The 25,684-nt window shown below is 75.1% G+C and carries 21 protein-coding genes; 12 read left to right on the top strand and 9 right to left on the bottom strand.

Annotated elements, in window-relative coordinates; translation table 11 throughout:
- Positions 1–97: 97 nt before the first annotated feature.
- From O2W14_RS18885 to O2W14_RS18895, 3 genes are all read right to left on the bottom strand, one after another.
- The gene (locus tag O2W14_RS18885; protein WP_269177673.1) at positions 98–928 is read right to left on the bottom strand and encodes a MaoC/PaaZ C-terminal domain-containing protein; all 831 of its coding nucleotides are present in this window, start codon (positions 926–928) and stop codon (positions 98–100) included.
- Positions 925–2,265: a 3-oxoacyl-ACP reductase gene (locus O2W14_RS18890; RefSeq protein ID WP_269177674.1), complete on the bottom strand. Its 1,341-nt coding sequence runs from the start codon at positions 2,263–2,265 to the stop codon at positions 925–927. The genes O2W14_RS18885 and O2W14_RS18890 overlap by 4 nt, the downstream gene beginning before the upstream one ends.
- A 168-nt stretch (positions 2,266–2,433) precedes the next feature.
- Complete coding sequence (locus tag O2W14_RS18895; RefSeq protein WP_269177675.1) at positions 2,434–3,717, bottom strand: acetyl-CoA C-acetyltransferase; 1,284 nt, start codon at positions 3,715–3,717, stop codon at positions 2,434–2,436.
- Between the two features lie 91 nt (positions 3,718–3,808).
- Here O2W14_RS18895 and O2W14_RS18900 point away from each other — a divergent pair, with 91 nt between their 5' ends.
- On the top strand, positions 3,809–4,459 hold the full coding sequence (locus tag O2W14_RS18900) for a TetR family transcriptional regulator (RefSeq protein ID WP_269177676.1): 651 nt from the start codon (positions 3,809–3,811) through the stop codon (positions 4,457–4,459).
- Complete coding sequence (locus O2W14_RS18905; RefSeq protein ID WP_269177677.1) at positions 4,456–6,495, top strand: acyl-CoA dehydrogenase family protein; 2,040 nt, start codon at positions 4,456–4,458, stop codon at positions 6,493–6,495. Before O2W14_RS18900 ends, O2W14_RS18905 begins: the two co-directional genes overlap by 4 nt.
- 187 nt (positions 6,496–6,682) lie before the next feature.
- On the opposite strand, the gene O2W14_RS18910 is transcribed toward O2W14_RS18905, so the two are convergent.
- Positions 6,683–10,102, bottom strand: a complete 3,420-nt coding sequence (locus tag O2W14_RS18910) for a glycoside hydrolase family 3 N-terminal domain-containing protein (protein WP_269177678.1) — start codon at positions 10,100–10,102, stop codon at positions 6,683–6,685.
- A gap of 316 nt (positions 10,103–10,418) precedes the next feature.
- Between O2W14_RS18910 and O2W14_RS18915 the strand changes: the two genes are divergently transcribed.
- Positions 10,419–11,126: a trimeric intracellular cation channel family protein gene (locus O2W14_RS18915; RefSeq protein ID WP_269177679.1), complete on the top strand. Its 708-nt coding sequence runs from the start codon at positions 10,419–10,421 to the stop codon at positions 11,124–11,126.
- A 6-nt stretch (positions 11,127–11,132) separates the two neighbouring features.
- Here the strand turns inward: O2W14_RS18915 and O2W14_RS18920 are convergent, their stop codons facing one another.
- A complete protein-coding gene (locus O2W14_RS18920) occupies positions 11,133–13,973 on the bottom strand; it encodes a SpoIIE family protein phosphatase (protein WP_269177680.1) in 2,841 nt (946 codons plus the stop codon).
- Between the two features lie 162 nt (positions 13,974–14,135).
- Here O2W14_RS18920 and O2W14_RS18925 point away from each other — a divergent pair, with 162 nt between their 5' ends.
- Positions 14,136–15,227, top strand: coding sequence for an EAL domain-containing protein (locus O2W14_RS18925; protein ID WP_269177681.1), 1,092 nt, complete (start codon positions 14,136–14,138; stop codon positions 15,225–15,227).
- A 56-nt stretch (positions 15,228–15,283) separates the two neighbouring features.
- Entirely contained in the window at positions 15,284–15,457 is a 174-nt protein-coding gene (locus O2W14_RS18930; protein WP_269177682.1) for a DUF1059 domain-containing protein, read from the top strand.
- A gap of 99 nt (positions 15,458–15,556) precedes the next feature.
- Here O2W14_RS18930 and O2W14_RS18935 read toward each other — a convergent pair whose 3' ends face one another.
- On the bottom strand, positions 15,557–16,480 hold the full coding sequence (locus tag O2W14_RS18935; protein WP_269177683.1) for an aldo/keto reductase: 924 nt from the start codon (positions 16,478–16,480) through the stop codon (positions 15,557–15,559).
- Positions 16,481–16,863: 383 nt separating this feature from the next.
- Here O2W14_RS18935 and O2W14_RS18940 point away from each other — a divergent pair, with 383 nt between their 5' ends.
- Together O2W14_RS18940 and O2W14_RS18945 are read left to right on the top strand one after the other, a co-directional pair.
- A complete protein-coding gene (locus O2W14_RS18940; RefSeq protein WP_237492505.1) occupies positions 16,864–17,151 on the top strand; it encodes an HU family DNA-binding protein in 288 nt (95 codons plus the stop codon).
- A 151-nt stretch (positions 17,152–17,302) separates the two neighbouring features.
- A complete protein-coding gene (locus O2W14_RS18945) occupies positions 17,303–18,256 on the top strand; it encodes an acetamidase/formamidase family protein (protein ID WP_269177684.1) in 954 nt (317 codons plus the stop codon).
- A gap of 76 nt (positions 18,257–18,332) precedes the next feature.
- Here the strand turns inward: O2W14_RS18945 and O2W14_RS18950 are convergent, their stop codons facing one another.
- Positions 18,333–18,887, bottom strand: a complete 555-nt coding sequence (locus O2W14_RS18950) for a DinB family protein (protein WP_269177685.1) — start codon at positions 18,885–18,887, stop codon at positions 18,333–18,335.
- Positions 18,888–18,898: 11 nt separating this feature from the next.
- Here O2W14_RS18950 and folP point away from each other — a divergent pair, with 11 nt between their 5' ends.
- The 3 genes from folP to O2W14_RS18965 are packed head-to-tail and all read left to right on the top strand — an operon-like array spanning position 18,899 to position 21,787.
- Entirely contained in the window at positions 18,899–19,780 is an 882-nt protein-coding gene (gene folP / locus O2W14_RS18955; RefSeq protein ID WP_269177686.1) for a dihydropteroate synthase, read from the top strand.
- A gap of 51 nt (positions 19,781–19,831) precedes the next feature.
- Entirely contained in the window at positions 19,832–20,791 is a 960-nt protein-coding gene (locus tag O2W14_RS18960) for an alpha/beta hydrolase (protein WP_269177687.1), read from the top strand.
- 9 nt (positions 20,792–20,800) lie between these two features.
- Positions 20,801–21,787 (top strand): NAD(P)H-quinone oxidoreductase, encoded by a 987-nt coding sequence (locus O2W14_RS18965; protein ID WP_269177688.1) that lies wholly within the window; start codon positions 20,801–20,803, stop codon positions 21,785–21,787.
- Between the two features lie 43 nt (positions 21,788–21,830).
- Here O2W14_RS18965 and O2W14_RS18970 read toward each other — a convergent pair whose 3' ends face one another.
- A complete protein-coding gene (locus O2W14_RS18970) occupies positions 21,831–23,048 on the bottom strand; it encodes a cysteine desulfurase-like protein (protein WP_269177689.1) in 1,218 nt (405 codons plus the stop codon).
- A 77-nt stretch (positions 23,049–23,125) separates the two neighbouring features.
- Here O2W14_RS18970 and O2W14_RS18975 point away from each other — a divergent pair, with 77 nt between their 5' ends.
- On the top strand, positions 23,126–23,662 hold the full coding sequence (locus O2W14_RS18975; protein WP_269177690.1) for a bacterial proteasome activator family protein: 537 nt from the start codon (positions 23,126–23,128) through the stop codon (positions 23,660–23,662).
- A gap of 166 nt (positions 23,663–23,828) precedes the next feature.
- Complete coding sequence (locus tag O2W14_RS18980) at positions 23,829–24,107, top strand: hypothetical protein (RefSeq protein WP_269177691.1); 279 nt, start codon at positions 23,829–23,831, stop codon at positions 24,105–24,107.
- A gap of 39 nt (positions 24,108–24,146) precedes the next feature.
- On the opposite strand, the gene O2W14_RS18985 is transcribed toward O2W14_RS18980, so the two are convergent.
- Positions 24,147–25,682 carry a chemotaxis protein CheW gene (locus O2W14_RS18985; RefSeq protein WP_269177692.1) on the bottom strand — a complete coding sequence of 512 codons (1,536 nt, stop codon included), beginning with the start codon at positions 25,680–25,682 and terminating at the stop codon, positions 24,147–24,149.
- Positions 25,683–25,684: the final 2 nt, after the last annotated feature.

The raw sequence follows: 25,684 nt of genomic DNA on the forward strand, positions 1-25,684 counted from the left end.
GCCCTCCCCGGTTGTCCTCGTGACGCACGACAGCTGCACGCCGCAGGCGAGCGTAAGCGAGGTGGCGGGAGCGTCCGGCTCCACCACGCGAGATGGGTCAGGTGGGACGGACGGTGCCGATCAGGTGCTCGGTGTCCCGGCTCCGGACGGCGAGGTCCCAGCCCTCGCCGGCGCGGGCGGTGGCCAGATCGACGGTCGAGGGCAGCAGCAGCGGCTTGCGGAAGGCGACGTCGACGGTGAGCGCGTCGGGCAGCCGGCCGGCCAGCGCGGCCAGTGCGCGTGCCTCCACCCACATGCCGTGCGCGATCGCCCGCGGGAAGCCGAACAGCCGCGCGCTCAGCGCCGAGAGGTGGATCGGGTTCACGTCGCCGGAGACCCGGGCGTAGCGCCGTCCGGCGTCCGCGGGGACCCGCCAGCGCGCGCTGGTGCGGTCCAGCGCGCCCACGGGCACGTCGACGTCGGCCTCCGGGGCGCCGTCGGGTACCGTCGCACCGCGGGCCAGGTAGGTCGACCGGCCCCGCCACACCTCGGCACCGCCGGCTGAGACCGCCGCGCACAGGTCGACGGTGGCACCGCGCCGGTGACTAGACAACCGCTCGGCCCACACCTCGACGTCCAGCGCCTCGTCCGCCCCGATCGGCCGGACCACCGAGACCTGCTGCCGCACGTGCACGAGACCGGGCAGCGCCAGCGGGAACGCCCGCTCGGTCATCAGCGCGGTCTGCAGCGGGAAGGCCAGCAGGTGCGGGAAGGTCACCGGCAGCGCGCCGGTGAGCGGGTACCCGCAGACCGCCGAGTAGTCGGCCAGTCGCGCGGGGTCGACGGTGACCCTGGCCCGGGCCAGCCGGGTGCCGGGCAGCTCGCCGCCCCGGCCGCGCGCGGTGAGCGCGGCCCGCACGAAGAGCCGGGGCAAGGACGGGGCCGTCACGCGCCCACCAGCGACTGGCCGCAGACCCGCACGACCTGGCCGTTGACCCCGGCACTGGCCGGCTGGGCGAGCCAGGCGATCGTCTCGGCGACGTCGACCGGCAGCCCGCCCTGCTGCAGCGAGTTCAGCCGCGCGCCGATCTCCCGGGTGCCCAGCGGCATCCCCGCCGTCATCTCGGTGACGATGAACCCGGGCGCGACGGCGTTGACCGTGGCCCCGCGCTCGGCGAACGCCGGCGCCCAGGCGCGCACCATGCCGATGATCCCGGCCTTGGACGCCGCGTAGTTGGTCTGCCCGCGGTTGCCGGCGATGCCCGACTGCGAACTGACGCTGACCACCCGGGCGCCGGCCTTGAGCGCGCCCTCGGTGTCCAGCAGCGCCTGGGTCAGGTCGAGCTGGGCCTGCAGGTTCACCGCCAGCACGGCGTTCCAGCGGTCGGCGTCCATGTTGACCAGCAGCTTGTCCCGGGTGATGCCGGCGTTGTGCACCACGACGTCGGCACCGCCGTGCCGCGCGAGGAGCTGGCGGGCCAGCCGCGGTCCGGCGTCGGGGGCGGTGATGTCCATGGCGACCGCCGTCCCGCCGACCTCGTTGGCCACCGCGGCGAGGGACTCCCCCGCCGCCGGGACGTCGACCAGCACCACGTGCGCGCCGTCGCGGGACAGCACCCGGGCGATCGCCGCACCGATGCCGCGGGCGGCGCCGGTGACCACCGCGGTCCTCCCGGCGAGCGGGCGGTCCTCGTCCTGGCCGGCCGGGACGTCGGCCGCGGCGAGGGTGAGCACCTGCCCGTCGACGTAGGCCGAGCGGCCGGAGAGGAAGAACCGCACCGGCCCGGCCAGGCCTGCCTCCGCACCGGCGGGCACCAGCACCAGGTTCGCGGTGGCGCCCGCGCGCAGCTCCTTGGCCAGTGAGCGGACCAGGCCCTCCAGCGCCTGCCGGGCCGCGGCCTGCGCCGGGGAGTCGGCGTCGGCGGGCGGGTCGGCGAGCACCAGCACCCGGCCGCTGGGTGCCAGCCGCTTGACCGCCGGGGCGAGCAGCGCGTGTGCGCCGGCCAGGTCGGCGGGGCCGGTGAGCCCGGTGGCGTCGAGCAGGACGGCGGACAGCCGCTCGCCGTCCGCGGTCGGGCTGCTCACCGTCACCCCGGCGTCGATCAGCAGGGTGGTCAGCTGTTCCTGCAGTCGCCCCTGCCCGGCGGAGCCGACCACGGCGGGGCCGGGCAGCAGCGGCTGACCCGGCTCGAAGCGGCGCAGCTCCACCGGCCGGGGCAGGCCGAGCTGCTTGGTGATCGTCGCGCCGAGGCCGGAGTTGGCGAAGTCGCGGTACCAGTCGCTCATGTCGTCGTCCTCACGTAGGTGCGGCCGGGTCAGGCCGCGCGGAACAGGGTCAAGCCGCGTGCGCATGCGGCTCCACCCTGCCGTGGCCGGGTCGAGCCGCGTGGCCTGACGTTGAGCCGCGCCGTGGCCCGGCTCCACGTCAGGTCGTCCGGGTCGACCCGGACGAGGTCAGGACTCGAGGATCGCGACGACGCCCTGGCCGCCGGCGGCGCAGATGCTGATCAGCCCGCGCTTGCCCGGGCCGGCCTCGGCCAGCAGCTTGGCCAGCGTCGCCACGATCCGCCCGCCGGTCGCGGCGAACGGGTGCCCGGCGGCCAGCGAGGAGCCGGCGACGTTGAGCTTCGACCGGTCGATCGACCCGAGCGCGCCGTCCAGGCCGAGCGTCTCCTTGCAGTAGGCGTCGTCCTCCCACGCCTTGAGCGTGGCGAGCACGGTGGAGGCGAAGGCCTCGTGCACCTCGTAGAAGTCGAAGTCCTGCAGCGTGAGGCCGTTGCGGGCCAGCAGCACCGGGACGGCGTGGACCGGCGCCATCAGCAGGCCCTCGCCGCCGTGCACGTGGTCGACCGCCGCGGTCTGCGCGTCGACCAGGTGGGCCAGCACCGGCAGCCCGCGCTCGGCGGCCCACTCGTCGCTGGCCAGCAGCACGGCCGAGGCCCCGTCGGTGAGGGGCGTGGAGTTGCCCGCCGTCATCGTGGCGTCGGCGCCCTTCCCGAACACCGGCTTGAGCTTGCCCAGCTTCTCCATCGAGGTGTCCGGCCGCAGGTTGTTGTCCCGCGCCAGGCCCAGGTAAGGGGTGACCAGGTCGTCGAAGAAGCCGCGCTCGTAGGCGGCGGCCAGGTTCCGGTGCGAGGCCAGCGCGAGCTCGTCCTGTTCGGTGCGGCCGATGCCCCAGTGCGCGGCGGTGACCGCGGCGTGCTCGCCCATCGACAGCCCGGTGCGCGGCTCGGACGTGCTCGGCACCGACGGCGACAGGTGCCCGGGCCGCAGACCGCTGAGCGCCTTGAGCCGCTGCTGCAGGGTCTTGGCGCGGTTGAGCTCCATGAGCACCCGGCGCAGGTCCTCGTTCACCGCGACCGGGGCGTCGGAGGCGGTGTCGACGCCGCCGGCGACGCCCGACTCGACCTGGCCCAGGGCGATCTTGTTGGCGACCAGCACGGCCGCCTCCAGCCCGGTGCCGCACGCCTGCTGGACGTCGTAGGCCGGCGTCGCCGCGGACAGCCGGGAGCCGAGCACCGCCTCGCGGGTCAGGTTGAAGTCCCGGGAGTGCTTGAGCACCGCACCGGCGACGACCTCGCCGACCTGGGCGTCCTGCAGCCCGAAGCGGGCGACCAGGCCGTCGATCGCCGCGGTGAGCATGTCCTGGTTGCTCGCCCGGGCGTAGACGGAGTTGGCGCGGGCGAACGGGGTGCGGTTGCCCCCCACGATCGCGGCCTTGCGGGTCTGCGCTGCCATCGAGGACCTCCGTTGGTCTTCCGGCCATGTTCGCCGACATGGCCCTCATGGGTGGTGGGCGGTACTCAAAGTACCAGGTACCGTTCGTCCCGTGGACGCTCCGACGACGACGCCGCGCGACCGGCGCAGCACGCGCTGGGACGAGCACCGCCGCACCCGGCGCGAGCAGCTGGTGCAGGCCACCCTCGCCGCCGTCGGCAAGCACGGCGCGGGCGTCGGGATGGACGAGATCGCCGCCGAGGCAGGGACCTCCAAGACCGTCGTCTACCGGCACTTCACCGACCGCAACGAGCTCTACGTCGCCGTCTGCACCCGGGTCGCCGAGCAGCTGACCCGCAAGCTGCGCGAGGCCGTGGGCAGCAGCGGCCACCCGCGCGAGATGGTCGCCGCCGCGGTCGACACCTACCTGCACTTCCTGGAGGCCGACCCCGAGGTCTACCGCTTCGTGGTCTCCCACCAGCTCCCCACCGACGGCGAGGACCCGCTGACCAGCCTCTCCGACCTCGTCGGCGACGAGCTGGGCCAGATGGTCGCCGCCGCCCTGCGCCGCGCCGGGCAGGACACCGCCGCCGCCGTCCCGTGGGGGCACAGCGTCATCGGCGGGATCCGCGCCGCCGCCGACTGGTGGCTGCGCGCCGACCGCCCGATGCCCCGCTCCCAGCTCGCCGCGTCGCTGACCGACCTGGCCTGGGCCGGGCTCGGTGGCGTCGTCACCCCGCACACCCCCCTGGAGGACAGATGACCGGCAGCCCCGCACTCCAGCCCGTCGACCCCCGCGCGATCCAGCAGGTGCTCGACGGCCGTTGGGCGCACGTCCGCCAGGACGCCCGCGATCTGCTGGGCACCGCCGAGTACGCGGTGGTCCACGGGGAGACGATGGAGCAGGCCCGGGCCCGGATCACCGCGCTGGTCGCGAAGCTGGCCGCCACCGGCCAGGTCGGGCTGGCCTTCCCGGCCGCGTACGGCGGCTCGGACGACGCCGGCGGCTCGGTCGCCGCGATCGAGATGCTCGCGCTCGCCGACCTCTCGCTGATGGTCAAGGCCGGTGTGCAGTGGGGGCTGTTCGGTGGCGCGGTGCAGGCACTGGGCAACCAGCGCCAGCACGACGTGTACCTGCCGGCGATCATCGGCTTCGACCTGCCCGGCTGCTTCGCCATGACCGAGACCGGACACGGCTCCGACGTCCAGCAGCTGCGCACCACCTGCACCTACGACCCGGCGACCCAGACGTTCGACCTGCACACCCCGCACGCCGCGGCCCGCAAGGACTACATCGGCAACGCCGCGCAGGACGGCCGGATGGCCGTCGTCTTCGCCCAGCTGGTGACGCAGGGGCAGGGCCGGGGCGTGCACGCCTTCCTGGTGCCGATCCGGGACGCCGACGGCACCCCCGCCCCCGGCGTGACCATCGGCGACGACGGCTCCAAGGCCGGGCTGCTCGGGGTGGACAACGGCCGGCTGTCCTTCGACCACGTCACCGTGCCGCGGGACATGCTGCTGGACCGCTACGGCCAGGTGGCCGCCGACGGCACCTACAGCTCCTCGATCGAGAACGAGTCCCGGCGCTTCTTCACCATGCTCGGCACGCTGGTGCGCGGCCGGGTCAGCGTCGGCGGCTCGGCCTCCTCGGCGGCCAAGGTGGCCCTGGAGATCGCCGTCCGGTACGGCGACGTCCGGCGGCAGTTCGCCGCCCCCGGCGAGGACCGCGAGGTGGTCGTCAACGACTACCTGGTGCACCAGCGCAAGCTGCTGCCCGCGCTGGCCCGCACCTATGCGTTGGCCTTTGCGCAGGAGGAGCTGACCAGCACGATGCACGACGTGCTGTCGGCCCGGGAGCCGGACGACGCTGCGCAGCGGGAGCTGGAGTCACGCGCCGCCGGGCTCAAGGCCGTGCAGACCTGGCACGCCACGGCGACCGTCCAGCTGTGCCGCGAGGCGTGCGGCGGCGCGGGCTACCTGGCGGAGAACCGGCTGCCGGGCCTGCGCGCCGACGTCGACGTCTTCACCACCTTCGAGGGCGACAACACGGTGCTCATGCAGCTGGTCGCCAAGGGCCTGCTCACCGGCTACCGGGACGCCTTCGGCTCGCTCGACGGCTGGGGTCGCGCGCAGTTCGTCGCCGACCAGGTGCGGGAGACCGTGCTGGAGCGCACCGCCGCCCGCGGGCTGATCCAGCGACTGGTCGACGCGGTCCCCCGCCGGGACGAGGACACCTCGATGCTCGACCGCGGCTGGCAGCTGCGCGCCTTCGAGGACCGCGAGCAGCACCTGCTGGACGGAGCCGTGAAGCGGCTGCGGAAGAACGCCGCCACCAAGCGCGACCGGCCGTTCGACGTCTTCAACGACGTCCAGGACCACGTGCTGGCCACCGCGCAGGCCCACGTGGACCGGGTCGTGCTCGAGGCGTTCGTCGCCGGCATCGAGCGGACCCCCGACCCGGCCGCGAAGGCCCTGCTCGGGCGGGTGTGCGACCTGTACGCGCTGACCACCATCGAGGCGGAGAAGGGCTGGTTCCTGCAGCACGGCCGGCTCACCCCGGCGCGGGCCAAGACGCTCACCAGCGTGGTCAACGACCTGCTCCGCGAGCTGCGGCCGCACATGCGCACCCTGGTCGACGCCTTCGGCACCCCCGAGCCGTGGCTCAACGCCGCGCTGCTGACCGAGGAGCCGGCCCGGCAGGCGGAGATGGCCGCGCACGACGCCGCCCTCCGCCGCGCCGGCGGCGAGCCCCAGCAGCCCGCCACCGCCACAGACCTGGCGGTCGCCCCCGCCCAGTGACGCCGTCCCCTGAGGGCGGAAGTGGCCACCTTCGCCCCTAGGGGGCGAGTGCTGCGATCTCGTGGTCTCCCGGGCCGGGTGGCCACGAGATCGCAGAGCTCGCGCTCCCCGGCACCCGGACGCGGACAGACCACTGCCCCGGTGCCCGTACGGGCACCGGGGCAGTGGTCTGCCTGCCGGGAGACGGCTACTTGACCGTCACCGTGGCCGTCCGCGAGTACTTCGCGCCGGCCAGGTCGGCCACCACGGTCACCCGGACGACGCCGCGCTGGGTGGCGGTGAGCCGCCCGTCGGGGGTCACCGTCGCCCCCGCGGTGTTGTCCTCGTTGAGCGCCAGGCGATAGGTGTAGGTCACGCCCTCGGCAGCCGGGGTGAGCCCGGCCGTCAGCGCCACACCGCGCCGGGCGTCACGCGCCGCGACCGTGGAGTCCGCGAAGGACACCAGGTGGTCGTGCAGCGTCACGTCGCCGTCGACCAGGGCGCCGTTGCGCACGACCACCGGGAAGCTGGTCGACTGCGTGTCGCCCCCGGCGACCACCGTGGCGGTGATCGTCGCGACGCCGGCACCGACCGGCCGCACGGCACCGGTCCGGTCCACCTTCGCGACCGCTGGGTCCGAGCTCTCGTACCGGACGTTGGACTTGGACAGGTCGTAGAACGAGTCGTCGTCCCGCGTGGCGGAGAGGTTGGCGTGGATGGCGTTGTCCGGCGTCGCGGTGTTGAGCACCACGCCGTCGGGCACCGCGGCCACGACACCGATGCCGGGCTTGAGCGCCCCGCCCAGGGTGAACGTCGAGGTCAGGGCCTTCGAGGTGTCCGAGGACGCCCCCACCCGCAGGGTCCAGCGGCCCCGGTCCCAGGTCTTGCGGTCCTTGGCGGTGTCCCAGGACCAGAGGTCCTCGCCGTCGATCTCCAGCGAGACGGTGCGGGTCTCACCGGCGGGCACGGACACCTTCTCGAAGCTCTTCAGCTGCTGGTCGGGCCGCGTGGCGTCCCCCGCCTTCGGCGAGGACACGTAGGCCTGCACCACCTCGGCGCCGTCGACGTCGGAGGTGTTGCGGACGTCGACCGTGGCGGTCACCGTGTCGTCCGGGTCGGCGTGCTTCCGGTCGATCTGGAGGTTCGAGTACTCGAACTGCGAGTACGAGAGCCCGTGGCCGAACGGGTAGGTCACGTCACCGGTGAAGTACTGGTAGCTGCGCCCGTTGCGCCCCTCGGTGGGGGTCATCACGTAGTCGCGGGCGTCGGCGAGCTGCTCGATGTCCGAATACTGCGTGAAGGGCAGCTTGCCGTTGGGGTTGACGGTGCCGAACAGCACCCGGCCCACCGTGTCGCCCTGGTACATGCCGTTGTAGGTCGACCACACGATCGCCGCGGCCGAGTCCTTGAAGGGCTCGATGTCCACGGTGCTCACCGATTGGATCCACGCCACCGTGCGCGGGTTGAGCGCGGCGACGGTGCTGACCAGGTCGGCCTGCCCACGGGGCAGCTCGATGTCGGGCCGGTCCTCGTCCTCGGAGGAGTCCGAGGGGTTGCCGGCGATGGCCGGGGTCGTCGAGTTGTTGCCCGCGATGGTGCCCACGTAGGTGACGACCGCGTCAGCGTCACGGATGGTCTGCTGCTCCTCCGGCGTGAGCTGGGGTTGGAAGGAGTCGTTCTCGTAGACGAAGTACAGCGTCTGCGCGCCCGTGGGGCCGCTGTACGCCGTCGCCGCCGTGGCGCCCGCGGCGGGCACGGAGCCCGCGACCGCACCGTCGCGCGAGCCGACCCGGACGTCGAAGCGGCCGCCCTCGAGGGTCGAGGTGGCGCTGCCCTGCCGGACCTCGACGCTGGCGGTGCCGGCCGGGACCTGGACGTCGGCGCCGAACCAGCCGTTCCACGCACCGAGGGTCTGCATGCTGTTGTAGGCGGTCGCCGGGTTGCTCCACGGCTGCACGCCGCGCCAGCCGGAGAACATGTCGCTGCGCAGGATCGTCTCCGGGCTCACCCGGCCCAGCTCGTTGCCGGCGGCGTCGAGGAAGCGCACCGCGGCGGGCGTGGCCGCCTGACCGGCGGCCGGGGCGACGGGCGAGCCGATGGAGGGCTTGCGCTTGTTCTCCAGGCCCGTCTTGTTCATGCCCGAGATGTAGGTGACCTCGGCGCCGGGGTTGCTCGCCGCCACCGCCTCCTCGATGCCCTGCAGCGCGTTGGAGTTCTCGGCGATGCGGGTGGGCGAGTAGTCGCCGTGCACCTCGGTGGTGGCCAGCGGACCCACGACGACGACGCTGTCCGCGTCCTCCGCCGTCAGCGGCAGGGCCGGGGCCGCACCCGCCGGGGCGTCGTTCTTCAGCAGGACGACGGCCTCGTCGCTCATCTGCTGCGAGATCGCGAGGTGCTCAGGGCTGGAGACCTGGTTCTCGATCGTGTAGTCGCCGTTGCGCCACGGCACCTGGTCGGCCGGGTCGAACTCGCCGGTCCGCATGCGGATGGTGAACGTGCGGGTCAGCGAGACGTCCATGTCCGCCTCGGTGACGTTCCCCTCGGCGTGGGACTGCTCCAGGTGGTTCGGGTAGTCCTGGTCCATGCAGTCCAGGTCGACGCCCGTCTTCAGCGTCCAGGCCACGGCCTGCGGGGCTGTCAGCGGTGCCGCGAAGCCCGGCGGCGTCCAGTTGTGGTTGGAGGTCTGCCAGACGTCGCGGACGGCGTCGCAGTCGGACACGACGGTGCCGTCGAAGCCGAAGGTGCGCCGCGCGAGGTCCTCCACCAGCTCCTTGCTGGCCGAGACCGGCGTGCCGTTGACCTCGTTGTAGGAGGTCATCAGCGACCCGGCGCCGTACTCGCCCACCAGCGCGGCGAAGGCCGGCGTGTAGTACTCGCGCAGCTCCGCCTCGCTGACGTTCGAGCTGCCGGTGTGCCGGTTGTTCTCGGAGTTGTTGGCCAGGTAGTGCTTGGGGGTGGCGACCGTCTTGAGGTACTTCTCGTCCTCACCCTGCATGCCGACGACGAACTGCCCGCCGATCGCGGAGGTGAGGAACGGGTCCTCGCCGTAGGTCTCCTCGGCCCGGCCCCAGCGCGGGTCGCGGTCCATGTTGATCGTGGGCGACCAGTAGGTCAGGCCCTTGTTGGCCGCGGCCACGCCCGGGGAGGCGAAGTTGTTCATGGCGCGCGCCTCGTCGGAGGTCGCCGACGCCATCCGCTTGACCAGCTCCGGGTTCCAGGTGGCGGCGATGCCCAGGCCCGTGGGGAACTCGGTGGCCTCGCCCCCCTGGTTGAGCTTGCGCTCGGGGTCCTCCGCCGCGCGGGCGACGCCGTGCAGTGCCTCGTTCCAGTAGTCGTAGGCCGCGACGCCCAGCCGCGGGATCGCGGGGGCGACCCCGACGTTGTGCTGCCGCTCGGCGCGGAACTGCTGGATCTTCTCCGCCCGGGTCATCCGGGAGACCAGGTCCGCGGCGCGGACCTGGAAGGGCAGCGCGGTGTTCCGGAAGGCGGCGAGCTCCGCGGCGACCGCGGGGGCCGGCGGCGCCGGTGCCGCGGCGGCGACGGCGGGCGCCACCAGGCCGGCGGACAGCACCGCCGTGGTGACGAGCGCGCCGACGTGTGTGCGGCGGCGGGTGACAGGTGACTTCATCGTCAGTCCATCTCGTTCGGGGAACGTGCAGGCCAGAGCGGCGGACCAGCGGCGCACGAAGGCGGCGGCGGGCTCGCGGTGGTGCGGTGGCCCGGGCGGGCGGCCACCTGGTGCTGTCGGGAGTGAAGTGACTGAACGCGTGCTGTGAGTCACAGTAGCGTTTCATCGTGCAACCGGGAACTTGCGGTCGGAGGCCGCCCGGCACGGCCCGCTGACCAGGGAGGACGGCCCGTCTCGTGCCCGGTGAGGCCCGGATCGCGGACCCGGTCGGGTCGGACGGCGGGGCGCGCACGGGCACCCGGGATGATGTGCGGCTGTGGAACTGGTGGCAGCGGCCGAGGGGCTGCACGTGCCGGTCGCGGTCGACCTGGTCGCGATCGTCATCGGGGCGCTGACCGGCGGGCTGCTCGCCGCGCGCGAGGGCTTCGCCGTCTCCGGCGTCCTGCTGCTGGCGGTCAGCACCGGACTGGGCGGCGGGCTGATCCGCGACGTCCTGCTGGCGTCGGGGCCGCCGGTCGCGCTGACCGACCCCGCCTACCTGCCCACCGTGGCGATCACCGCGGCGGTGACCTTCTGGTTCTCCGGCGTGCTGTCCCGGTTCAACCGGCTGCTGGTCGGGCTGGACGCGGTCACCCTCGGCTTCTTCACCGTGATCGGCGCGCAGAAGGCCCAGCTCGCCGGGCTGCCCAGCGCCTCGGTGGTCTTCATCGGCACGCTCACCGCCGTCGGCGGGGCGGTGATCCGCGACGTGCTGCTGGCCCAGCGCGCCGACATCGTCCAGCCCGGCCCGTACAACGCCGTGGCCGCGCTGCTGGGCGCCACCGCCCTCACGGTGCTGGCCGGACCGGTCGGGCTGCCGCCGCTGCCGGTGGCCGCCGTGGTGATCGTGCTGGTCGCCGGCCTGCGGGTGCTGTCGGTGGAACGGGGCTGGGAGGCGCCGGTCGCCGTCGACCTGGCCGAGCGGGCCCGCGCGCGGCGGCAGCAGCGCGCGACCCGGGCACAGCGGCGCCGCCGCCGGGGCTGAGCGGGCTCAGTCCAGGTCGGTGCCCGCGCCCGGGACGACCGGCGGCGCGGCGGGGATGCCCGGGGGCACCACCTGGGGGCCGGCCTCGGGCGGGCGCGGCTCGTCCTGCGGGTGCACCCGCACGGCCAGCAGCGCGACGTCGTCCTCGGTGTCGGGCAGGTACATCCGCTGCAGGAGCTGGTCGCACAACTGCTGCAGCGGGAGCCCGGTCAGCCCGCCGAGGACCCGGCACAGCTCGGCGATCCCGGCGTCGAGGTCGCGGTCGCGCCGCTCGACCAGCCCGTCGGTGTAGAGCAGCAGCGTGCCGCCGCGGCCGATGGTGGCCACCCGGTCGTGGCGCGGGCTGGTGGGGTCGACGCCCAGCAGCAGGTCGGGGTCCTGGCAGTCGAGCAGCGTGACCGTGCCGTCGGCGTCGATCAGGACCGGCGGGGGGTGGCCGGCGGTCGACCAACGCACCCGGGTCTCGTCCTTGGCGAGCTCCGGAGCGTCCTGTTCCAGCCGGGCGACCAGCGCGGTGGCCAGGGTGTCCAGGTCCAGCCCGATGCCGGCGCGGTCCAGCCCGGTCAGCACCTCGGCCGGGGTGCCGCCGGTGTGGTGGCCGATGCCGCGCAGCAGCCCGCGCAGCTGGCCCATCGCGGCCGCCGCCCCGCTGTCGTGGCCCACGACGTCCCCGATGACCAGCATCGTCGCCCCGTCGGGCTGGACGAACGCGTCGTACCAGTCCCCGCCCACCTCGGCCCCGGCCGCGGCCGGGGAGTACCGGACGGCGATCTCGCAGTGGTCGGGCGCCGGCGGGGCGGTGAGCATGCTGCGCTGCAGGACCTCCGCCAGCTGGCGCTGCTGACCGAACAGCTGCGCCTGGTGCACCGCCACCCCCGCGCGCCGACCCACCTCCAGCGCGGTGTCCAGCTCGGCGTCGGTGTGCGGACCGCGCTCGGCGTCGCGGTAGATGCCCAGCGCGCCCAGCGTGCGCCCCCGCGCGGCCAGCGGGACGACGATGCCCGAGCCCGGCGCGAGCCGGGCGAGCATCTCCTGGGCCGTGGGGTCCGGCAGCGCCCGCTGCACGTACTCCGCGTCCAGCGCGCCGACGACGAGCGGGCGCCCGGTGCGGGTGACGACCCGCGCGGCCGCGGCGTCGGTGATGCCGGCGACCATGGCGCGCACGTAGGCGGCCAGCTCGGGGTTGCGGTCGGTGTCGCGGTGCGCCGAGGCCAGCTGGCGCATGCGGCCGTGCTCGTCGGGCACCACGACCCAGCACCAGTCGCCGAGCGCCGGCACGACCAGCCCGGCGAGCCGGCCCAGCTGCTCGGTGATCTCCAGGGTGTCCGACAGCACCCGGCCGGCCTCGGCGAGCAGCTCGAGCCGGGCGTTGGCCGCGCGCAGCGCCTCGACCGCGGCGTCGCGCTCGGCGTCGGCCTGCAGCCGGGAGACGCTCAGCCCGATCTGCGCGGTCAGGGCCTCCAGGAGCTCGACGTCCTCGTCGGCGAAGGTGCGGTCCGCACCCCACACGGCGACGAAGCTGCCCAGCACCCGGCCCTCGACCCGCAGCGGCAGCGCCGCCACGGCGCGCACCCCGATCAGGTCGCCGACCTCGGCCATCTGCGGGAACCGGGCCACCGCCTCCGCCCGGTCGGCCAGCAGCACCCGCTCGCCGTGGTGGGCCGCCCACTGGGTGGGCAGCTCGTCGTCCAGCTCGATCTCCACCCCACCGGCGGGCAGGTCGACGTCGGTGCCGGACTCGACGGCGTCGACCAGGCGGCTGGTCAGGTGCAGCCGCAGCGGGCCACCGCCGGCGTCGAAGACGGCCAGCGCACTGCCGTCGGCGCCGAGCACGGCCGCGCAGCCGCGCAGCGCGACCTCGGCGAGCTGCTCCATCCGCTGCGCGTTGGCGAGCGCGGCGGCGACCTCGGCGATCGCCGCCGCGCGCTGCACCGCCGACAGCCGCCGGGCCGCGGCCTCACGGGCGTCGGTGACGTCGACGGTGGTGCCGATCAGCCGCACCGGCTCGCCCCGCGGGTCGCGGACGACCCGGCCGCGGGAGACCGTCCAGCGCTCGCTGCCGTCGGGGCGCAGCACGCGCATCTCCACGGCGAACTCACCGCTGCCGGCCAGCGCCGCGCGCATGGCCTCCTGGACCGGGGCGTGGTCGTCGGGGTGGACGCTGGTGACCAGGACCGCGTCGCCGTCCTCGATCGTCCGGGCGCCGTCCAGCCCGAAGATCGCGGCGTTGCGCTCGTCCCAGTGCACGGCGCCGGTGCGCAGGTCACGGTCCCAGGTGCCCACGGAGGCGGCCTCGAGGGCGACGTCGAGCCGGGTGAGGGAGGCCCCGACCGCCGAGCGGGCCGCGGAGAGCTCCAGTTCGGCGACGACCGAGGCGGCCAGCTGCTCGAGCAGCTCGGCGGCGTCGGCGGACCAGGCGCGTGGCTCCGGGGCGTAGACGGCCAGCACCCCGACCACGTGCCCGGAGGCGGCGACCAGCGGCGCCCCGAGGTAGGCCTGCACCTCCCCGGAGACCACCCCGGGCAGGTGGGCCACCCGGTCGTCGGCCGCGGCCGTCGGCACGTGCAGCGGCACGCCCGTGCGGACGACGAGGGCGGAGAAGGCGCCGGTCAGCAACGCCGGCCCGCCGATCGCACCGGCCGGCAGCCCGTGCCCGCCGACGACGACGTCGGAGTCGGTGAGGAGGGTGACCTTGGCGTGCGGCGCACCGACCAATCGGGCGGCGAGCGCGGACAGCCGGTCGAACGCGGCCGGGCCGGCGGCCTCCTCCAGCAGGCGGCGGGCCGCGGCCACCCGGTGCGGGTCGGTCAGCGGGTCGGGCGCGGCCGACGTGCTCGGTGCGGACACGACCAGTCGACCTCCCCTGTCCCCCGGCGGGAGCTCTCGCCCACCCCGGACCGCCGTCCCCCGTGCCGAACGCCCCCATGCTGGCAGATCGGCGACCCGATCCCCGCACTCCGGGCCGGACCGCCGCTCAAGCACCGCCGGGCGGCGGCCGATCAGGAGGAGGTGACGTCGACCCTCTCCCCCCGCTGGGACTGTCGCCCGCTGCTGGCCGGCGAGGACGACCTGTCCGTCGTGTTCCAGCCGATCGTCGACCTGGCCGGCGCCACGGTCGCCGGCTACGAGGCGCTGGCCCGGTTCCCCGGCACCGCCACCCCCGACGTCTGGTTCGCCGCCGCCCACGAGGCCGGGCTGGGTGCGGAGCTGGAGGCGCTCGCGCTGCGCAAGGCGCTGGCCGCCCTGCCCGACCTCCCGCCCGACACGTTCCTGACCGTCAACGTCAGCCCGCACCTGCTCGGCACCGCCCCCGTGGCCGCCGCCCTGGCCGCGCCCCCCACGCTGCGCCGGGTCGTGGTCGAGCTGACCGAGCACATGCCCACCCCCGACCTCGCCGCGCTGCGCGAGCAGACCGCCCTGCTGCGCGGCCGCGGCGCACTGATCGCCATCGACGACGCGGGCTCGGGCTACGCCGGCCTGCAGCAGCTGGCCGAGGTGCGGCCCCAGCTGGTGAAGCTGGACCGGGCACTGGTCGCCGGCGCCGACACCGACCCGGTCAAGGCCGCACTCGCCGAGATGGTCGGCACCTTCACCAGCCGGATCGACGCCTGGCTGCTCGCCGAGGGCATCGAGACCGTCGGGGAGCTGGCCGTCTTCGCCCGGCTCGGCGTCCCGCTGGCGCAGGGCTGGCTGCTCGGCCGCCCCACTCCGCACTTCGCCCCGCTGGCGCCCGAGGTCGTGCAGCTCGTCCGCGCCCAGGTCGCCCGCGTGCAGCTCACCGAGAGCGTCGCCAGCCTGCTGCGCCCGGTCCGCCAGCTCGACGTCGGCGAGGAGACGGGCTCCCCGGCGCCCTACGTGCTGCTGGACCGCACGGGCGTGCCGGTGGAGCTGGTGCTCGCCGACCCGCGCACCAACGCCGCCTACCGGGCCCCGGTCTCCCTGCGCGTCCCGCCCTCGGCCCCGGTCACCGAGACGCTGCAGCGGGCGCTCACCCGCGCGCCGGTGCACCGCTTCGACCCGGTGCTGTGCACCGACCGTTCCGGCACCGTCGTCGGCCTGCTGCGCGTCGAGGACCTGGCCGCGGCCGCCGCCGCCGGCTGACCCACTGCTCCCGACCCCGTCCGGCGGCCGGGCCCTCCTGATCACCCGGAGCTGCGATGAAGAGCTTTGCCTGCGGGGACGTCGTCCCCGGTTGCACCCAGACGTTCACCGGCCCCGACGACGGAGCCGTCCTCTCCCAGGTGGCCGCGCACGCGTCCGCCGACCACGGGCTGACCACGGTCCCGCCCGAGCTGGTCGAGCAGGTCCGCGCCTCGATCGTCTTCGCCTGACGAAGGACCCCTCCGCCCCCCACGACGCGCTCCGCACGCCGCGGGTCCCTGCGGAGGGGCCGATGACGAGGGTGGGCTGCCTGCGGCAGCCCACCCTCGTCAGGCGCTGGCGTCGGTGAGGCGCTGGCGCTCGTCGTCGGTGAGCACCAGGTCCTGCATCGGCAGCAGGTCGGCGAGCTGCTCGACCGAGCGGCCGCTGGCGATGGGGGCGGTGACGGCGGGCTGGTCGGCCAGCCAGCGCAGTGCGACCGCCGCGCCGGTGACCGCGTGCGCCTCGGCGACCTCGGTGAGGGCGGCCAGCACCCGGTCGCCCTTCTCGCCCACGTACTGCGCCGCGCCCTTGGCCCGCGGCGAGTCGATGGTCTCCCCGGCGGAGTACTTGCCGGTCAGGAAGCCCTTGGCCAGCCCGAAGTAGGGCATCGAACCCAGCCCGCGCTCGGCCACGACACCGGCCAGCGCGTCCTCGTAGACCGGGCGCTCCATCAGGTTGTAGTGCGGCTGCAGCGCCACGTAGCCGGTGACGCCCAGCCGGTCGGCGGTGTCGAGGGCCTCGGTCAGCCGCTCGGCCGTGTAGTTGGACGCCGCGACGTACCGGACCTTGCCCGCCTGCACCAGCTCGTCGAAGGCCGTGAGGGTCTCCTCCAGTGGCGTCGTCTGGTCGTCGTAGTGGGCGTAGTACAGGTCGATCGTGTCGATCCGCAGGTTGCGCAGCGACCGCTCGCACGCGTCCCGGATCTCGGCCGCGGACAGCGGGTGCTCCTTCTCCCCCGGGCTGGCCTTGGTGGCCACGACCATCCGGTCACGGACGCCGCGCTCGGCCATCCAGTTGCCCAGGATCGTCTCCGAGACGCCGTTGCCGTACATCTCGGCGGTGTCGACGAACGGTGACTGCGTGCTGGGGACGGCGTCGAGGAAACGGTCGAGCAGGGCGAAGGACGTCGGCTCGTCGGCGGTCCACCCGAAGACGTTGCCGCCCAGGCAGAGGTCGCTGACGGTCAGGTCGGTGCGGGGCAGCTGAGGCATGCCCCCACGCTAGAAGGGCCCTCCGACACCCACCACTCGCCGGTGGGGGTCGGTCCCCCGCCGGACGCCGTGGCTGCACGCGACGGCCGCGGAAACGTGACGGTTGTGACGGCTGAACCGGAAAACCGCGGATTCCCGGGCCTCCGGCTGGCCATGACCCACTTCTCGTGGCAACGTGCCCGCCGTTCCCGGTCGACGCCGGGGACGGCCCAGATCCGCCCCACAGGACCCCCGCCGCGCACCCGGTGCAGGGCGGCAGGGCACCGTGGAGGACCCGGACGTCCCCGCGGACGCCGGGACGCGACCGGTCGTACCGGGCGCGACACGAGCTGCGACCGCTCCACCGGGGCCGGCCGCGAGAACCCACTTCGAGAGGAACCACGATGAACAAGGCCGAACTCGTCTCTGCCATCGCCAAGCGCGCCGACGTCCCCACCGCCACGGTCGACTCCGTGATCAACGGTCTCCAGGAGGAGCTCGTCGAGGCCATCACCCGCGGCGACAAGGTCGCCCTGCCGGGTCTGCTGACCGTCGAGCGCTCGCAGCGCTCGGCCCGTACCGGCCGCAACCCGCAGACCGGTGAGTCGATCGAGATCGCCGCGGCCCACACCGCCAAGGTGACCGCCGGCTCGAACCTCAAGAAGGCCGCTGCCGCCGTCCCCGTCAAGTGACGCGGGGCCCGGCATCCGGGCCACCTCAGCACTGACCGCGCCCCCGTCCGCGCCGCCGACCTCACCGTCGGCGCGCGGGCGGGGGCGTCGTGCTGAGCGGAGTGGATCCGCCGCCGTCAGCGGCACCAGGTCACTCCGCCAGGATGGGCGCATGGAGCCCCGCCACGTCCTGATGCCCGACGAGCGCACGCTGCACGGGCACTGGGACCCCTCCCTGCCGCCCGCGCTGACCGTCGAGCCCGGGACGACGGTGCGCATCGGCACGCTGGACTCGGGCTGGAACAGCGGCCCCTACACCGGCCCGGACACCACCGCGGGGCTGGCCGCCCGCCCCCGGCACCCGGCGCACGACCCGGCGGCCGGGCACGCGCTCACCGGGCCGGTCGCGGTCGCCGGCGCGGAGGTCGGCCAGGTGCTCGCCGTCCGCATCGACGACGTCGTCCCCGGGGCGTTCGGCACCACGTACGTGGGGCTGCGGTCCACCGCGCTCAACGAGCGGCTCGGGGTGACCGCGGACCCCAAGGTGCACCGATGGACCCTCGACGCCACCGCCGGCGTCGGCCGCAACCACGCCGGCCACTCGGTCGCGCTGCGGCCCTTCCTCGGCGTGATGGGCGTGCCGCCGGCCGAGCCGGGCCGGCACTCGACCATCCCGCCGTACTGGCACGGCGGGAACATCGACTGCCGCGAGCTGGTCGCCGGCTCCACGCTGTACCTGCCGGTGACCGTGCCCGGCGGGCTGCTGTCGGTCGGCGACGGGCACGCCGCGCAGGGCGACGGCGAGGTGGCCGGGACGGCGATCGAGTGCCCGATGGACGCCGTCGACCTGCATCTGGACGTGCTGCCGGACCTCTTCGGCGCACCCGTCCGCACGCCCGTGGCCCGGACGCCGGCCGGCTGGGTGACCATGGGCGTGGCCGACGACCTGGACGAGGCGATGGCGGTCGCGCTGGACGCGATGCTCGACGTGATGGCCGCGGTGCACGGCATCGGCCGCTCCGACGCCCTGGCGCTGGCCAGCGTGGTCGTCGACCTGCGGGTCACCCAGGTGGTCAACGAGGTCGTCGGCGTCCACGCCGTCCTCCCCTGGGGCGCCGTCCGCTGACGCAGCTGCGGTGACCGACATGGCCGCCAGAGGGCGAAAGTGGCCACTTTCGCCCTCTGGCGGCGGCGGCTCTGGACTAGTCGCCGGTGACGCCGTCGATGCGCTCGCGGAGCAGGTCGGCGTGGCCGTTGTGCCGGGCGTACTCCTCGATCATGTGCAGGTACACCCAGCGCACCGACACCTGGTCCCCGCTGCGGCTGGTGCGCCCTCGGCCCACGTCGTCCAGCGAGGCGAAGCCGTCTGCGATCGTCCGGCTGGCCGTGCACTCGGCGCTGAACGCGGCGATCTCCCGCATGACGGCGGCCTCGGCGTCGGGTACGTCGACGTCCCGGCCCACGCCGTCGAAGTCGCCGTCCGGGTCGCCGGCGGAGCTGTAGAGGTCCGGGGCGTCCTGACCGTCCAGCACACCGCGGAACCACCCGCGCTCGACGTCGGTCATGTGTCGCACCAGCCCCCGCAGGCTGAGCGCCGACGGTGGCACCGACCGCTCACCCAGCTGCCTGGTCGTCAGGCCGGCGCACTTGTGCAGCAGCGTCTCGCGGTGGAACTCCAGCCACGCCCGGACGGCGTCGCGCTCGCCGTCCAGGTAGGGCGGGTCGACGCGGTCGGGCGCAGCGGGGAACTCGGTCATGGGTGCAGATCATGGCGTGGTTGGGTGACGGCGTGCTGCGCATCGGCTCCCTCGACGTCCCCGACGGCGGGCTGGTCGTGATGGCCATCGTCAACCGCACCCCCGACTCCTTCTACGACCGCGGCGCCACCTTCGGCCTGGACGCCGCGCTGGCCCGGGTCGACCAGGTGGTGGCCGAGGGCGCGGACATGGTCGACGTCGGCGGGGTCAAGGCCGCACCCGGTGCGGAGGTCGACCCGGCCGAGGAGATCCGCCGCACCGTCGACCTGGTCGCGCGGATCCGCGCTGCACACCCCGCGCTGCCGATCTCGATCGACACCTACCGGGCCGAGGTGGCCCGCGAGGCGCTGGCCGCCGGCGCCGACGTGGTCAACGACGCCTGGGGCGGGGTCGACCCGAAGCTGGCGGTGGTCGCCGCAGCGGCCGGCGCCGGGATCGTCTGCACCCACGCCGGCGGCCTGCCGCCGCGCACCCGGCCGCACCGGGTCACCTACGACGACGTGGTGGCCGACGTCGTGCGCCGGACGACGGCCCTGGCCGAGGCCGCCGTGGCCGCCGGGGTCGACCCGGAGCGGGTGCTCGTCGACCCCGGGCACGACTTCGGCAAGAACACCCGGCACTCGCTGGAGGCCACCCGCCGGCTCGACGAGCTGGTCGCGACCGGCTGGCCGGTGCTGGTGGCGCTGTCGAACAAGGACTTCGTCGGGGAGACCCTCGACGTCCCGGTGGAGGGCCGGCTGACCGGCACGCTGGCCGCGACGGCGGTCAGCGCCTGGCTGGGTGCCCGGGTGTTCCGGGCGCACGACGTGGCCGCCACGCGGCAGACGCTGGACATGGTCGCCTCGATCCGCGGCGACCGGCCGCCGACGCGCACCACCCGCGGCCTCGCCTGACCCGCCCCAGGACGGGGTGCCAGGATCCGGAGGACGCCGGGGAGGTGGGGCATGGTCGGGCTGGACGCCCGCGTGCAGGTGTTCGGCCGGCTGATGCGGGCCGCCTCGCGCACCGGGGTGCCGCAGGGGTGGCTGGCCGCCCTCGGCGGCAACCCCCTCCGGCGCGGCCCGGTCACCGACGGTCTCCTCGGCCCGACGCGCCCCCTCACCGTGACCGACGGGACGGTGGCCGGGCAGGTCGGCCCGCTCGCGGCGCGCACCTACCGGCCCGCCGACGCCACCGGCCCGCTGCCGCTGGTGCTGGCCTTCCACGGCGGCGGCTGGGTCCTCGGCTCGCTGGACGCCATGGACCGGCTGTGCCGCACCGTCGCCGCCGGGGTCGGCGCCGTCGTCGTCTCGGTCGACTACCGGCTGGCACCGGCACACCCCTGGCCGGCCGCCGCCGAGGACTGCCTCGCCGCCACCGCCGACGTCGCGGCACGGGCCGAGGAGCTCGGTGGCGACGCGACCCGGCTGGCAGTCCTCGGCGACAGCGCCGGCGGCAACCTGGCCGCCGTGGTCAGCCTCATGGCCCGGGACCGCGGCGGCCCGCCGATCGCCGTCCAGGCGCTGCTCTACCCGGCGACGGACCTGACGATGTCGAGCCCGTCGATGCAGGAGAACGCCGACGCGCCGGTCCTGACCCGGGCCACGATGCTCGACTTCGCGGCCCGGTACCTGGCCGGGGCCGACCCGGTCGAGCCCTACGCCTCCCCGCTGCTGACGCCCGACCACACCGGGCTGCCGCCGGCGCTGGTCCAGGTCGCCGAGCACGACCCGCTGCGGGACGACGGCGTGCGCTACGCCGCCGTGCTCCGGGCGGCCGGCGTCCCCGTGCGGCTCACCGAGTACGTCGGCATGCCGCACGGCTACCTCGACCACCCCTGGCTGTGCCGGTCGGCGCCCCAGGCGGCCGCCGAGCTGGTCGGCGAACTGCGCACCGCCCTGGGGGCCCGGGCCGCCCCGTCCTAGGGTCGGGGCATGCGTGCGGTGACGATCAGCTCCCCCGGCGGCCCCGAGGTGCTCGGCTGGGGCGAGGCGCCCGACCCCGTCTGCGGGCCCGGCGAGGTGCTCGTCGACGTCACCGCCGCCGCGGTCAACCGGGCCGACCTCATGCAGCGGCAGGGGAAGTACCCGCCGCCGCCGGGGGCCTCGGAGGTGCTCGGCCTGGAGTGCAGCGGCGTGATCGGCGAGGTCGGCGCCGACGTCACCGGCTGGGCGGTCGGCGACGAGGTGTGCGCGCTGCTGTCCGGCGGCGGGTACGCCGAGCGGGTCGCCGTCCCGGCCGGTCAGCTGCTCCCCCGCCCGGCCGGGGTCGAGCTGGCCACCGCCGCCGCGCTGCCCGAGGTCACCTGCACCGTCTGGTCGAACGTGTTCATGCTGGCCGGGCTGCGCGCCGGTGACGTGTTCCTCGTCCACGGCGGGTCCAGCGGCATCGGCACGATGGCCGTCCAGCTCGCCGCCCGCGCCGGCGCCCGGGTCGCGGTGACCGCCGGCAGCCCGGAGAAGCTCGCCTTCTGCCGCGAGCTGGGCGCCGACATCACCGTGGCCTACCGGGACACCGACTTCGTCGAGGCGGTCCGGACGGCGACCGGCGGGCACGGCGCGGACGTCGTCCTGGACAACATGGGCGCGGCCTACCTGGCCCGCAACGTCGACGTCCTGGCCGACGGCGGACGGCTGGTGGTGATCGGCATGCAGGGCGGCGCGCGCGCCGAGCTCGACCTGGGGAGGCTGCTGGCCAAGCGGGGCAGCGTGACGGCCACCGCGCTGCGGTCCCGCCCGGCGACCGGGCCCGGGGGCAAGGCCGAGATCGTCGCCGCGGTCCGGCGCGAGGTCTGGCCCGACGTCGAGCGCGGCGTGATCCGCCCGGTCGTCGACCGCCGGCTGCCGATGTCCCGCGCCGGCGAGGCGCACGCCCTGCTGGAGTCCAGCACCCACATCGGCAAGGTCCTGCTCGTGCCGTGAGCGGAGTGGATCCGTGCAGGTGACCTGCACGGATCCACTCCGCTCAGCGCAGCGAGGCGACGCAGTCGAGCAGGTGCTCGACCTCCTCGACGGTGTTGTAGTGCATCAGGCCCAGCCGCACGGCCCCGCCGGACTCGTTGACCCCGATGGCGTCGAAGAGCTCGCGGCAGTAGAAGTCGCCGTCCCAGGCGCAGACGCCGCGGCGGGCCAGCTCCCGGGCCACCGCCCGCGGGCGCAGCCGGGACACGGTGAACGACAGGGTCGGCGTGGTGTACCGGGGCTCGCCGAGCACCTGCACGTGCCCCATCGACCGCAGCCCGCGGTCCAGCCGGGCGAACAGCGCGCTCTCGTACAGGCTCACCGCGGTCATCGAGGTGGCCAGCCGCTCGCGCCGGGTGCCCTCGGTCTCCGGGCACAGGCCGGCCAGGTGGTCGACGGAGGCCGCGACGCCGGCGTAGAGCTCGTAGGGCGGGGCGCCGAGCTCGAACCGGTCGGGCACCCGGTCGGGCGCGGGCACGAGCTTGTCCGGGTGCAGCTCCTCGAGCAGGCCGGGGTGGGCCACCACCGCGCCCACGTGCGGGCCGCCCCACTTGTAGGCCGACAGCGCCAGGAAGTCCGCGCCCAGGACGCCGGCGTCCAGCAGCGCGTGCGGGGCGGCGTGCGCCCCGTCGATGAACACCAGGGCCCCGACCCGGTGGGCGCGCAACGCGATCGCGGCGACGTCCGGGCAGGTGCCGATCGCGTTGCTGGCCGCGGTGACGGCGACCAGCCGGGTGCGGCTGGTGAGCAGCTCGTCGTACTGCCAGTCCGGCAGCTCCCCGGTCTCGATGTCGACCTCGGCCCACCGGACGACCAGGCCGAACTCGGCGGCGATCTGCAGCCAGGGCCGGACGTTGGCGTCGTGGTCGAGCCGGCTGACCACGATCTCGTCGCCGCGCCGCCAGTGCTTGGCCAGCGCCCGGGCCACCGCGTAGGTCAGCGTGGTCATGTTCGGACCCAGGACGACGCCGGCCGGCACCCCGCCGACGAGGTCCGCGATCGCCGCGCGGGCACCGGAGACCAGCTGTTCGGCGCGCGCGGAGGGGGCGAACACCCCGCCGCGGTCGGCGATCGGCACCCGCATGGCCTGCGAGACCGCCCGCACCACGCTCTCGGGCACCAGTGAGCCGCCGGGTCCCTCGGCGTGCACCAGACCGTCGGACAGACCCGGGAACAGCCCCCGGACCCGGGCCACGTCCAGCTGGCCCTCCCCCGACGCCATGCCCGGGAGCGTAGTTCGACCGGGCCCCCACCGGGCACCTCGGCACGTCCGTCCGGGGCCGGGGCAGGATGGGGGGCATGACAGCACCAGGCAGCGGTGACCCCCGGGCGCAGCAGGTCCTCGTCGTGGGACCGGACGGCCAGCCGGTCGGGGCGGCACCCGCCCCCTACGACGACGGCGACGGCGACGCCATGGGCGGCATCGGTGACCTGGTCGAGCAGCCGGCCAAGGTCATGCGGATCGGCACGATGATCAAGCAGCTGCTGGAGGAGGTCCGCGCCGCTCCCCTGGACGACGCCAGCCGCAACCGGCTGCGCGACATCCACGCCTCCTCCATCCGCGAGCTCGAGCAGGGCCTGGCCCCCGAGCTGCGCGAGGAGCTGGAGCGCATCGCGCTGCCGTTCAACGAGGACGAGACGCCCTCGGACGCCGAGCTGCGGATCGCCCAGGCCCAGCTGGTCGGCTGGCTGGAAGGGGTCTTCCACGGCATCCAGACCGCGCTGTTCGCCCAGCAGATGGCCGCCCGGGCCCAGCTGGAGGAGATGCGCCGCAAGGCCCTGCCCCCGGGCTCCACCAGCCCGGACACCCGCCCCGGCGGCGGCCAGTACCTCTAGGAGGACCCCTTCCCCCCGCCCCTCGCACGCTCGGGGCGGGCCCCTGACGGGGGCCTTGCACCCGATCGGGTGGTCCGGCGGGTCCTGCGTTGCCGTCGACCCTGCCGGTCGTCACCGTCGGTCACCGGAGGCCGGAGTCACCGGCCCCGTCCACGGGAGGACCAGCATGACCGCAGCACACCGGCCCGACACCACCGGCACGGCCACCGGCTCCAACGGCCAGGCCGTCGCCGGGTTCGTCACCGGCCTGCTCAGCCCGATCTCGGCGCTCTTCGTCCCGATCCTCGGCATCGTCCTGGGCGTCGTCGGCATCGTGCTCGGCCTGCGCGCCCGCAAGCAGCCGGGTTCGACCGGGCTGGCCACCGCCGGCGTCGTGCTCGGCGCCGTCGGCATCGTCCTGGCGATCGTGCTGGTCGTCGCCGCCGTGGCGATCGTCACCAGCTGACCCCTCCCGCCGGCCGGGGCGCACCCCCGGCCGGCGGGCTCAGCCGGCGACCAGCTCCTCCGACCACGGCACCCGGGGCACCGGGACGGCGACCGGCCCCTGCACGGCGCGGGCCACCCGCTGCAGGTCCAGCCCGGGCAGCAGCCGTGTCTGTCCGCCGACCTGCACCAGCGGCGAGGTCTGCAGCACCCGCTCCAGCTGGTCGGTCCCGCGGTCGCGGACCTGCTCGGGGTCGGTCCAGGTCAGCGGGTCGATGCTGCGCAGCGTGTCCACGGCGAACGCGACCGACGCACCGTCGACGTCCACCAGCAGCAGACAGGTCGAGGCGGTCACCGGCGGGCTCGGGCGGCCGATGAGCGTGGCCAGGCACAGCACCGGCACCACCGCCCGCCGGTGCGTGATCAGCCCGAGCAGCCCCGGCACCGACGTCCGGGTGAGGGTCTGCGGGAACGGCAGGATCTCGCTGACCTGCTCCAGCGGCGTGGCGACGTCCAGGCCGATCGAGTACGTCAGGTACGCCGGCGCCCCGCCGGCCGCCGCGGCGGCCGCCGACAGCGTCGCCTCGTCACCGCCGTGGGTGGGCTCCAGCGCGGTGTTCACCGACGCGAAGCCCGAGAGCTGGGCGTCGGCCAGCAGCGCCGCCCCGTCCAGCACCAGGCAGTCACCGACGTCCTCGACCTGCACCATCCCGTCGAGCAGGTCCGGCCGCGGCAGCGCGAACGACGGGGTCGGCAGGACGTCGTCCGGGCCGACGTGGGCGAGCTCGAGCAGCTCGCTCAGGGCGAGCACCACGTAGCCGGTGCCCAGGTCGAGCACGAGCCCGGCGCCGGTGTCGGCGCGCGCGAGCTCCCCGAGGCCGAGCAGGACCAGCGGGTCGACGACCGGCACCTCCCGGTCGTCGTAGACCACCGTGCCCGGGCACATCCGGCTGCTCAGCACGGACGGGCGCAGGTCCGGCGTGGGGATGGTGGTGTGCACGTGCGCGGCGTCGACCGCCAGCCGGTACTCCCCGCAGCGCAGCACGGTGAGGGTGCGCCGGCCGGCCGACGGGCCGCCGTCGCGCACGGCGGTGGGGGCCCGGGTCACGTCGGTGACCGTGGGCACGCCCGGCAGCCGCAGCACCGCCGCGGCGTCCAGCACGCTGTAGGCCCGCCCGGTCTCGGGGTGCCGGAAGGTGTGCGAGAACAGCAGACCGCCGCCGTGCGCCTGCGCGGCCACCAGGATGTCGGCGGGGACCTCGCAGATGCCCTGCACCTGGTCGGCCAGCAGCCCGAGGACCCGCTCGCCCGAGGCCACGACCACGACGACCTGGTCCGCGCGCCGCTCCTGCGAGCGGCCGGTCACCGCCTGCAGGTCGAGCACGGGCAGCACGAGCCGGCGCAGCTCGATCGCACCGAGCAGCCCCGGTGCCACCGCGGGCAGCCCGGCCAGCTCGGCCGGGCAGGGCACGACCTCCCGCAGCGCCGACAGCGGCAGGGCGACGTCGGTCCCGGCCAGCCGGAGCAGGCCGTAGACGACGTCCCCGCGCTCGCCCTCGGCGTCGGCGGACAGCAGCTCCTGCAGCGAGGTGGTCACGA

It is taken from the genome of Modestobacter sp. VKM Ac-2986 (assembly GCF_026967795.1).
GTDB lineage: Bacteria > Actinomycetota > Actinomycetes > Mycobacteriales > Geodermatophilaceae > Modestobacter.

Bases quoted from the DNA above. Each gene is read 5' to 3' on its own strand.
- O2W14_RS18905 (WP_269177677.1), top strand. From the start codon at position 4,456: ATGACCGGCAGCCCCGCACTCCAGCCCGTCGACCCCCGCGCGATCCAG.
- O2W14_RS18895 (WP_269177675.1), bottom strand. From the start codon at position 3,717: ATGGCAGCGCAGACCCGCAAGGCCGCGATCGTGGGGGGCAACCGCACC.
- O2W14_RS18945 (WP_269177684.1), top strand. From the start codon at position 17,303: ATGGAGCCCCGCCACGTCCTGATGCCCGACGAGCGCACGCTGCACGGG.
- O2W14_RS18930 (WP_269177682.1), top strand. From the start codon at position 15,284: ATGAAGAGCTTTGCCTGCGGGGACGTCGTCCCCGGTTGCACCCAGACG.
- O2W14_RS18940 (WP_237492505.1), top strand. From the start codon at position 16,864: ATGAACAAGGCCGAACTCGTCTCTGCCATCGCCAAGCGCGCCGACGTC.
- O2W14_RS18965 (WP_269177688.1), top strand. From the start codon at position 20,801: ATGCGTGCGGTGACGATCAGCTCCCCCGGCGGCCCCGAGGTGCTCGGC.
- O2W14_RS18890 (WP_269177674.1), bottom strand. From the start codon at position 2,265: ATGAGCGACTGGTACCGCGACTTCGCCAACTCCGGCCTCGGCGCGACG.
- O2W14_RS18935 (WP_269177683.1), bottom strand. From the start codon at position 16,480: ATGCCTCAGCTGCCCCGCACCGACCTGACCGTCAGCGACCTCTGCCTG.
- O2W14_RS18970 (WP_269177689.1), bottom strand. From the start codon at position 23,048: ATGGCGTCGGGGGAGGGCCAGCTGGACGTGGCCCGGGTCCGGGGGCTG.
- O2W14_RS18910 (WP_269177678.1), bottom strand. From the start codon at position 10,102: ATGAAGTCACCTGTCACCCGCCGCCGCACACACGTCGGCGCGCTCGTC.
- O2W14_RS18975 (WP_269177690.1), top strand. From the start codon at position 23,126: ATGACAGCACCAGGCAGCGGTGACCCCCGGGCGCAGCAGGTCCTCGTC.
- O2W14_RS18980 (WP_269177691.1), top strand. From the start codon at position 23,829: ATGACCGCAGCACACCGGCCCGACACCACCGGCACGGCCACCGGCTCC.
- O2W14_RS18960 (WP_269177687.1), top strand. From the start codon at position 19,832: ATGGTCGGGCTGGACGCCCGCGTGCAGGTGTTCGGCCGGCTGATGCGG.
- O2W14_RS18950 (WP_269177685.1), bottom strand. From the start codon at position 18,887: ATGACCGAGTTCCCCGCTGCGCCCGACCGCGTCGACCCGCCCTACCTG.
- folP (WP_269177686.1), top strand. From the start codon at position 18,899: ATGGCGTGGTTGGGTGACGGCGTGCTGCGCATCGGCTCCCTCGACGTC.